The sequence below is a fragment of the Streptomyces sp. NPDC055078 genome, from assembly GCF_053607985.1.
In genome coordinates this window covers 1-8,302 of sequence record NZ_JBSGUP010000362.1, presented here as the reverse complement: position 1 = coordinate 8,302, position 8,302 = coordinate 1, and the positions used below count along the sequence as shown (strand labels likewise).

At 67.3% G+C, this 8,302-nt stretch carries 9 protein-coding genes; 8 read left to right on the top strand and 1 reads right to left on the bottom strand.

Annotated features, from left to right (window positions below):
* Positions 1-68 precede the first annotated feature (68 nt).
* The gene (gene dnaA / locus ACWF94_RS25960) at positions 69-1,904 is read right to left on the bottom strand and encodes a chromosomal replication initiator protein DnaA (protein WP_453493141.1); all 1,836 of its coding nucleotides are present in this window, start codon (positions 1,902-1,904) and stop codon (positions 69-71) included.
* A 358-nt stretch (positions 1,905-2,262) separates the two neighbouring features.
* On the opposite strand from dnaA, the gene rpmH reads away from it, so the two are divergent.
* From rpmH to ACWF94_RS25920, 8 genes are all read left to right on the top strand, one after another.
* On the top strand, positions 2,263-2,400 hold the full coding sequence (gene rpmH / locus ACWF94_RS25955; RefSeq protein ID WP_003949374.1) for a 50S ribosomal protein L34: 138 nt from the start codon (positions 2,263-2,265) through the stop codon (positions 2,398-2,400).
* An 18-nt stretch (positions 2,401-2,418) separates the two neighbouring features.
* Positions 2,419-2,790 (top strand): ribonuclease P protein component, encoded by a 372-nt coding sequence (gene rnpA / locus ACWF94_RS25950; RefSeq protein ID WP_453493131.1) that lies wholly within the window; start codon positions 2,419-2,421, stop codon positions 2,788-2,790.
* Positions 2,787-3,143, top strand: coding sequence for a membrane protein insertion efficiency factor YidD (gene yidD / locus ACWF94_RS25945; protein ID WP_453493128.1), 357 nt, complete (start codon positions 2,787-2,789; stop codon positions 3,141-3,143). Before rnpA ends, yidD begins: the two co-directional genes overlap by 4 nt.
* Before the next feature lie 3 nt (positions 3,144-3,146).
* The gene (gene yidC / locus ACWF94_RS25940; protein ID WP_453493125.1) at positions 3,147-4,433 is read left to right on the top strand and encodes a membrane protein insertase YidC; all 1,287 of its coding nucleotides are present in this window, start codon (positions 3,147-3,149) and stop codon (positions 4,431-4,433) included.
* A gap of 14 nt (positions 4,434-4,447) precedes the next feature.
* Positions 4,448-4,969, top strand: a complete 522-nt coding sequence (locus ACWF94_RS25935) for a Jag family protein (protein ID WP_453493122.1) — start codon at positions 4,448-4,450, stop codon at positions 4,967-4,969.
* A 114-nt stretch (positions 4,970-5,083) separates the two neighbouring features.
* The gene (gene rsmG / locus ACWF94_RS25930) at positions 5,084-5,800 is read left to right on the top strand and encodes a 16S rRNA (guanine(527)-N(7))-methyltransferase RsmG (protein ID WP_453493119.1); all 717 of its coding nucleotides are present in this window, start codon (positions 5,084-5,086) and stop codon (positions 5,798-5,800) included.
* A 288-nt stretch (positions 5,801-6,088) separates the two neighbouring features.
* Positions 6,089-7,165, top strand: coding sequence for a ParA family protein (locus ACWF94_RS25925; protein WP_453493116.1), 1,077 nt, complete (start codon positions 6,089-6,091; stop codon positions 7,163-7,165).
* Positions 7,162-8,262: a ParB/RepB/Spo0J family partition protein gene (locus ACWF94_RS25920; protein WP_453493113.1), complete on the top strand. Its 1,101-nt coding sequence runs from the start codon at positions 7,162-7,164 to the stop codon at positions 8,260-8,262. Before ACWF94_RS25925 ends, ACWF94_RS25920 begins: the two co-directional genes overlap by 4 nt.
* Positions 8,263-8,302 lie beyond the last annotated feature (40 nt).

The following is an 8,302-nucleotide window of genomic DNA, read 5'->3' as shown; positions in this document are numbered from 1 at the left end:
GGCCCGCACCCCGCCGGGGTGCGGGAGGGGAATCCCGGCGAGGTGCCGGAGGCTCCCTGAGGGCCGCGTCAGCCGTTCTTGATGCGGTTGGTGAGTTCGGTGACCTGGTTGTAGATCGAGCGCCGCTCCGCCATCAGCGCGCGGATCTTCCGGTCCGCGTGCATCACCGTCGTATGGTCACGGCCGCCGAACTGGGCCCCGATCTTCGGCAGCGAGAGATCGGTCAGCTCCCGGCACAGATACATCGCGATCTGCCGGGCGGTGACCAGCACCCGGCTGCGGGAGGAGCCGCAGAGGTCCTCCACCGTCAGACCGAAGTAGTCGGCCGTGGCCGCCATGATCGCGCCCGCGGTGATCTCGGGCGCCGAGTCCTCGCCCCCGGGGATCAGATCCTTCAGCACGATCTCGGTGAGCCCGAGGTCGACCGGCTGCCGGTTGAGCGACGCGAACGCCGTCACCCGGATCAGCGCGCCCTCCAGCTCCCGGATATTGCGGGAGATCCGGGACGCGATGAACTCCAGCACCTCCGGCGGAGCGTTGAGCTGCTCCTGGACCGCCTTCTTGCGGAGGATCGCGATCCGGGTCTCCAGCTCGGGCGGCTGGACATCGGTGGTCAGCCCCCACTCGAAGCGGTTGCGGAGCCGGTCCTCCAGCGTGATCAGCTGCTTGGGCGGCCGGTCGGAGGAGAGCACGATCTGTTTGTTGGCGTTGTGGAGCGTATTGAACGTGTGGAAGAACTCCTCCTGCGTCGACTCCTTGCTCGCCAGGAACTGGATGTCGTCGACCAGGAGAATGTCGACATCGCGGTACCGCTTGCGAAAGGTGTCGCCCTTGCCGTCGCGGATCGAGTTGATGAACTCGTTGGTGAACTCCTCCGAGCTGACGTACCGCACCCGCGTCCCGGGGTAGAGGCTCCGCGCGTAGTGCCCGATCGCATGCAGCAGATGCGTCTTGCCGAGGCCCGACTCCCCGTAGATGAACAGTGGGTTGTACGCCTTCGCGGGCGCCTCGGCGACCGCGACGGCCGCCGCGTGCGCGAACCGGTTGGACGCGCCGATGACAAAGGTGTCGAAGAGGTACTTCGGATTCAGCCGGGCGTGCGGTTCGCCCGGGCCTGCCGCCGGTGAGGGCTGCGCCCCCAGCGGCCCCGGTGCGCCCGTGGGGCCGCGGTGCGGCGGCTGCGGCTCGGGCAGGTCCCGGCGTTCCGGCCGCTGCTGCTCGTACTGCTGGCGGTCGGGCGGCTGCGGCGACCGGTAGTCGCGCTGGGGCTGGTGAGGCTGGTGGGGTCTGGTGGTGGCGTACGGATCGCGGTCCTGGAAGCTTTCGCGGTCGGGAAACCCGTCGCGGTCCGCGAAACCCTCGCGGCTCTGGAAGCCGCCGAGACGCGGCTGCTGCCAGGGCAGATCCGCCTGGCCGCGCGGCCAGGCGCCGGGCTCCGGCCGCTGCTGCTGATAGTCCGGATAGGCGGGCCGGATCTCCGGCATCCCGTCGTCGCCGGGGCGGTGCCCGTACCCGCCGTAGCGGTCGTTCTGCTGGTAGTGGTCGTTCGGCGGATCGTCGTGGTGCGGACCTTGGTACAGAGGTGTCCCCGACTGCTGCTGGCCGGACGGTCCCGGCGGCGGGGGCTCGCCCGCGGAGTCGTCGACGGTGATCGCGATCCGGATCAGATGGCCGTACTCACGGCTGAGGGCCTCGCCGATCAGCGGGGCGAGCCGGCCTTCGAGGACGCGTTTGCCGTATTCATTGGGAACGGCCAGCAGCGCGGTGTCCGACACCAGGGCGAGCGGCTGGCACCGCTCGACCCACTGCTTGTCCTTCGACTCGATGCCCGCGGGCCCCTCGGCGAGGAGCTGTTCCAGCACTCGTGGCCACACTGCGGCAAGATCGGCAGGTACATCAGCCACAAGGCACGCTCTCTCGCGGGTCCCACGAATGTGTGGTTCTCGGGACGGGATGGAAGCAGAAAAAAGGTTCGGAGTCGGGCCACGGTAGTCAGGCCGACCCGCGCGGTTCAAGTTGTTGTCCACAGCCTGTGCACAGCGGGCTCCACCGTAGCTCCGGTTTGACCGGATGGCGTAGCCGCGCGTACCGTAAACAGGTCGAGTTGTCGATGGCTGCTGCCGCCTGCCTCCGATGGGCAAAGATCACGGTCTGTTGTGATCGTGAAGCGGTGCACTCGGGCGTATACGCGAGCTACTCGTGGGCGCACGGTGACAGCCAGGCGATGTCCCGCCGTCTACGAATCATTTCTGGAGCCCCCGAGTGAGCAAGCGCACCTTCCAGCCGAACAACCGTCGTCGCGCGAAGACCCACGGTTTCCGTCTGCGTATGCGTACCCGCGCCGGCCGCGCGATTCTCGCGTCTCGCCGTGGCAAGGGTCGCGCCCGCCTGTCCGCCTGACCGCGTACAGGTCATGACGTGCTGCCTACCGAGAATCGGCTGAGGCGGCGCGAGGACTTCGCGACCGCAGTACGACGAGGTCGCCGGGCCGGACGCCCGTTCCTCGTCGTCCATCTACGCAGCGGTTCACCGGACCCGCACGCGCCTGGGGAGAGCGCTTCCCCGACGTGTGCGGGTTTCGTCGTGAGCAAAGCCGTGGGCGGAGCGGTCGTACGCAACAAGGTCAAGCGCAGGCTGCGGCATCTCATACGCGACCGGCTGTCCCAGCTCCCCCCCGGTAGCCTGGTGGTCGTACGGGCGCTGCCCGGCGCGGGCGACGCCGATCATGCACAGCTGGCCCGAGACCTGGATGCCGCCCTCCAGCGGCTGCTGGGAGGGGGCGCGCGATGAAGTACCCGCTGCTGGCCCTGATCAAGCTGTACCAGTGGACGATCAGCCCTCTGCTGGGGCCCGTCTGCCGGTACTACCCGTCGTGTTCCCACTACGGATACACGGCCATCGACCGGCACGGCGCGGTCAAAGGCACGGTGCTCACGGCCTGGCGGATCCTGCGGTGCAATCCGTGGTCGCCGGGCGGTGTGGACCATGTACCGCCCCGTAAGCGTCCGCGGTGGCACGAGATGCTGCGTGATGCCGTGCGCGGCGGCAAGGGCGGACACGGTGCCGATGTGCCTTCCCGGGGGTTGGCCCCCGAACCTCCGAGTCCGGCCGCAGAGACCTCGCCCAATGCTCAAGGAGCCTGATTAGTGGACACGATTGCCAGTTTCTTCAGTTTTATCACCACACCTGTCTCATGGGTCATCGTCCAGTTCCACAAGCTCTACGGGGCGATCTTCGGCCCGGACACGGGCTGGGCCTGGGGACTGTCGATCGTGTCGCTGGTGGTCCTGATCCGGATCTGTCTGATCCCGCTTTTTGTGAAGCAGATCAAGTCGATGCGGAACATGCAGGCGCTCCAGCCGAAGATGAAGGCGATTCAGGAGCGCTACAAGAGCGACAAGCAGCGTCAGTCCGAAGAGATGATGAAGCTGTACAAGGAGACGGGTACCAACCCGCTCTCCTCGTGCCTTCCCATCCTCGCGCAGTCGCCGTTCTTCTTCGCCCTGTACCACGTGCTCTCCAGCATCGCCTCGGGCAAGACCGTCGGGGTCATCGACAAGTCCCTGCTCGACAGCGCCCGACAGGCCCATATCTTCGGTGCCCCCCTGGCGTCCAAGTTCATGGACAGCCCGGAGAAGGTCGCGGCCCTCGACGCTTCGCTGACCGATGTACGCATCGTCACCGCGATCATGATCATCCTGATGTCGGCGTCGCAGTTCTACACCCAGCGCCAGCTGATGCAGAAGAACGTCGACCTCACGGTCAAGACGCCGTATATGCAGCAGCAGAAGATGATGATGTACATCTTCCCGGTGATCTTCGCCGTGATGGGCATCAACTTCCCCGTCGGCGTTCTCGTCTACTGGCTGACCACCAACGTGTGGACCATGGGCCAGCAGATGTACGTGATCAATCAGAACCCGACCCCCGGCAGCAAGGCCCAGGACCAGTACCTCCAGCGTCTGCTGAAGGCCACCACCGCCCACGGTGAGGTGCGCTCGCGGCGCAAGCGCAATGTCGTCCAGGCCATTGTCGCCAAGGGCCCGGACCGCAATGAGAACGAGCGGAAGTTCATCACCAGTCTGGCCAAGGCCGGGTTCGCCGCCGAGGCGGACGGCAATGTGGCCAGGAGCGAGACGGCTGCCGCCGACGCCGAGGGAGGCACCGCGCAGAAGCGGCAGCAGCCCAAGCGGAAGACCAAGGCCAAGCGCCAGTCCGCCGGCACCCAGTCCGCGGGGGCCCAGAGCGCCGCCAAGCCCGGCGACTCCGACTCCGACGCCGCCGACGCCCCCACGGCGAAGCCCTCGCTACAGAAGGACGCGCCGCAGGACGCGAAACCCAAGACGGCGGGCAAGCCTGCCGCACGACAGCAGCCCAAGTCGGGACAGCGCAAGGGCCAGCAGCGGCCCAAGCACCCGTCGTCCAAAAAGTAAGAAGGAGTCCACCCGTGACGGAAGGCACCATCCCCGTTGTCGCCGAGGAAGCCGATGAAGGCGACACCCTGACCCGCCTTGAGCAGGAAGGGGAGATCGCCGCCGACTACCTGGAGGGTCTGCTCGACATCGCCGACCTCGACGGGGACATCGATATGGATGTCGAGGCGGACCGGGCTGCGGTCTCGATCATCAGCGACGCGAAGAGCCAGGACATCCAGAAGCTCGTCGGCCGGGACGGAGAGGTCCTGGAAGCACTTCAGGAGCTGACCCGGCTCGCCGTCCACCGTGAGACCGGCGACCGGAGCCGGCTGATGCTGGACATCGCGGGCTTCCGGGCCAGGAAGCGCACGGAACTGGCCGAACTCGGAGCCAAGGCCGCCAACGAGGTGAAGAACACCGGTGAGCCGGTGAAGCTGAACCCGATGACCCCCTTCGAGCGGAAGGTCGTGCACGACGCGGTCGCCGCGGCAGGTCTGCGCAGCGAGTCGGAGGGCGAGGAACCGCAGCGTTTCGTCGTCGTACTTCCCGCCTGACCGGCTTCGTCTCCCCGGCCCCGTCTGTTCGCAGACGGGGCCGCTCTTGGTCAGCCCGATAGTCAGCCACCATGGTCCACCCAGCGACAGTGCGGTACGGAAGGACGGTCCCCCGTGACGGAGGCAGCAGAGCTTCCCCAGGCGCCGGACGCGGCGCGGACGGTATTCGGAGATTTCTTTCCGGAGGCCGTGCGATATGCGGAACTGCTCGCTGATGCCGGAGTCCAGCGCGGTCTGATCGGCCCGCGCGAGGTGCCGCGGCTGTGGGAGCGCCATCTGCTGAACTGCGCTGTGCTCTCCGAGGTCGTGCCGGAAGGTGTCACGGTCTGCGATGTGGGCTCGGGAGCGGGGCTGCCGGGAATCCCCCTGGCGCTGGTACGCCCGGATCTGAAGATCACGCTCCTGGAGCCCCTGCTGCGGCGGACGAACTTCCTTCAGGAGGTGGTCGAACTGCTGGGCCTGGACCATGTGACCGTGGTGCGCGGCCGGGCCGAGGAAGTTCTCGGCACCCTGCCGCCCGTACATGTGGTGACCGCTCGCGCCGTGGCCCCGCTGGACCGGCTGGCCGGCTGGGGAGTGCCGCTGCTGCGCCCTTACGGGGAAATGCTGGCGCTGAAGGGCGATACGGCCGAGGAAGAGCTTCTGGGGGCACGTGCGGCGCTCAGCAAGCTCGGCGCGGTGAAGAGTTCGGTGCTGCATGTCGGTGAGGGGCTCGTCGATCCGCTCGCCACGGTGGTGCGGGTCGAGGTCGGGGAGAGCCCCGGCGGCGTGCGTTTCGCGGCCAAGCGGGCCAAGGCGGCGCGGACCAGCCGCACCCGCCGGAGGCGCTGACCGCGCTGTGCCCTTTGTGCCATCACGGCTCTTCGTGCCGTCTGGGGGGCGATGCTCCATACAAGCTTCCATACGTACGCATTACGGAGTGTCGTGCGGAGGTAGTCCTGCGGCGCGTGCATCGTGTTTCACGTGAAACGTCGCTCACTGCTGCAAGGAATCATCAGCCGCGGGCGTGCCGCTGCCCCGCTTCGGAGCCGGAAGCCCCTCGTTGGGGCTACGGAGTTGTCCACAGAGGTGGATTCATCCACAGAAGCACGGGCCTCGCTGGTTCATGACCCCGAAAGCATGGCAGGCTCTGTTCATCGCGAGCCTGAAGCCGAGGAGAGTGAATCCTTGCGGTCCAACGCCAACATCGCGGGACCGATGACCGATCCGGTCCCCGGTCCCCGTACCGAGTCGGTGGGAGAGGATGTTTCACGTGAAACACCGCCCCCGATGGACGACACCCCCATCGGCCGAGCTGCCCAGCTGGCTGTGGAGGCGCTGGGGCGTGCCGGAGAAGGTCTGCCCCGGCCCGAGCAGACGCGCATCATGGTCGTCGCCAACCAGAAGGGCGGGGTGGGGAAGACGACCAGCACGGTCAATCTCGCCGCCTCGCTCGCCCTGCACGGGGCGCGCGTGCTGGTGGTCGACCTGGATCCACAGGGCAACGCCTCCACGGCGCTGGGGATCGATCATCACGCCGAAGTCCCCTCGATCTATGACGTCCTGGTGGAGAGCAAGCCGCTCTCCGAGGTGGTCCAGCCGGTCCCGGATGTCGAAGGTCTCTTCTGCGCCCCCGCCACCATCGATCTCGCCGGTGCGGAGATCGAGTTGGTGTCGCTGGTGGCGCGGGAGAGCCGACTGCAGCGGGCCATCCAGGCATATGAGCAGCCCCTGGACTACATCCTCATCGACTGCCCGCCATCTCTCGGTCTGCTGACCGTCAATGCGCTGGTGGCCGGTGCGGAGGTGCTCATCCCCATTCAGTGCGAGTACTACGCACTGGAGGGCCTGGGTCAGCTGTTGAGGAATGTGGACCTGGTGCGGGGGCATCTCAACCCCACCCTGCATGTGTCGACAATTCTTCTGACCATGTACGACGGCCGGACCAGGCTCGCCTCCCAGGTGGCGGAAGAGGTCCGGAGCCACTTCGGTGAGGAAGTGCTGCGGACGAGCATTCCCCGCTCCGTGCGTATCTCGGAGGCGCCGAGCTATGGGCAGACGGTACTGACCTATGACCCGGGATCCAGCGGGTCTCTGTCGTACCTGGAGGCGGCTCGTGAGATCGCGCTGCGTGGGGTCGGTGTCCAGTACGACCCGCAGCATGCCCATGTGGGTGCACAGAACAGCAAGCAGAATGTCTCGGAGGGGGTCCAGTGAGCGAGCGACGTAGAGGATTGGGGCGTGGGCTCGGTGCCCTGATCCCTGCCGCTCCCCAGGAGAAGCAGGTGCCTTCCAGCGGGGCGTCCAGCTCTCCGGGGGCCATTCCGGTGCTGACCGCCGAGCGCGGTGTGGCGGCGGCGAAGGTGGCGACGCTGCCCTCCGCGGCCGTCGCGCCGGAGGCGGCGAGCACACCGGTATCCGTGCCGGAGGCGATGACCCAGCACATCGAGCCGGCGGGAGCGCATTTCGCCGAGGTACCGATCGACGCGATCGTGCCCAACTCGCGCCAGCCCCGTCAGATCTTCGATGAGGACGCCCTGGCCGAACTGGTCACCTCCATCAAGGAGGTGGGCCTTCTCCAACCGGTCGTCGTCCGGCAGTCGGGGCCGGAGCAGTATGAGCTGATCATGGGCGAGCGCCGCTGGCGGGCCTGCCGGGAGGCGGGCCTGGAGCGGATTCCCGCGATCGTCCGGCATACGGATGACGAGAAGCTTCTGCTGGACGCGCTGCTGGAAAACCTTCATCGCGCGCAGCTGAATCCGCTGGAAGAGGCAGCCGCCTACGATCAGTTGCTCAAGGACTTCAACTGCACCCATGATCAGTTGGCCGACCGGATCGGACGTTCACGGCCGCAGGTCTCCAATACGCTGCGCCTGCTGAGGCTGTCGCCCCCCGTTCAGCGCAGGGTCGCCGCCGGAGTGCTCTCGGCAGGTCACGCGCGGGCGCTGCTCTCGGTGGAGGACTCCGAGGAGCAGAACCGTCTGGCCCACCGGATCGTGGCCGAGGGACTCTCGGTGCGCGCGGTCGAAGAGATCGTGACCCTGCTCAACTCCGGCCCGAGCAATGCGGCCAAGCCGAAGAGCCCTCGTGCCGGTGCCCGGCTGTCGCCCGCTCTCTCCGATCTCGCCTCACGGCTCTCGGACCGCTTTGAGACGCGGGTGAAGGTCGACCTCGGTCAGAAGAAGGGAAAGATCGTCGTCGAGTTCGCCTCGATAGACGATCTGGAGCGCATCCTCGGCACCCTCGCCCCGGGCGAGGGGCGGGTCCTGGACAAGGGGCTCGCCGAGGAGACGGAGCGGGACGACGAGGGCTGAGGCTCCCTGTCGCGTCATCAGGGTGGGGTGTGTCCGGTGG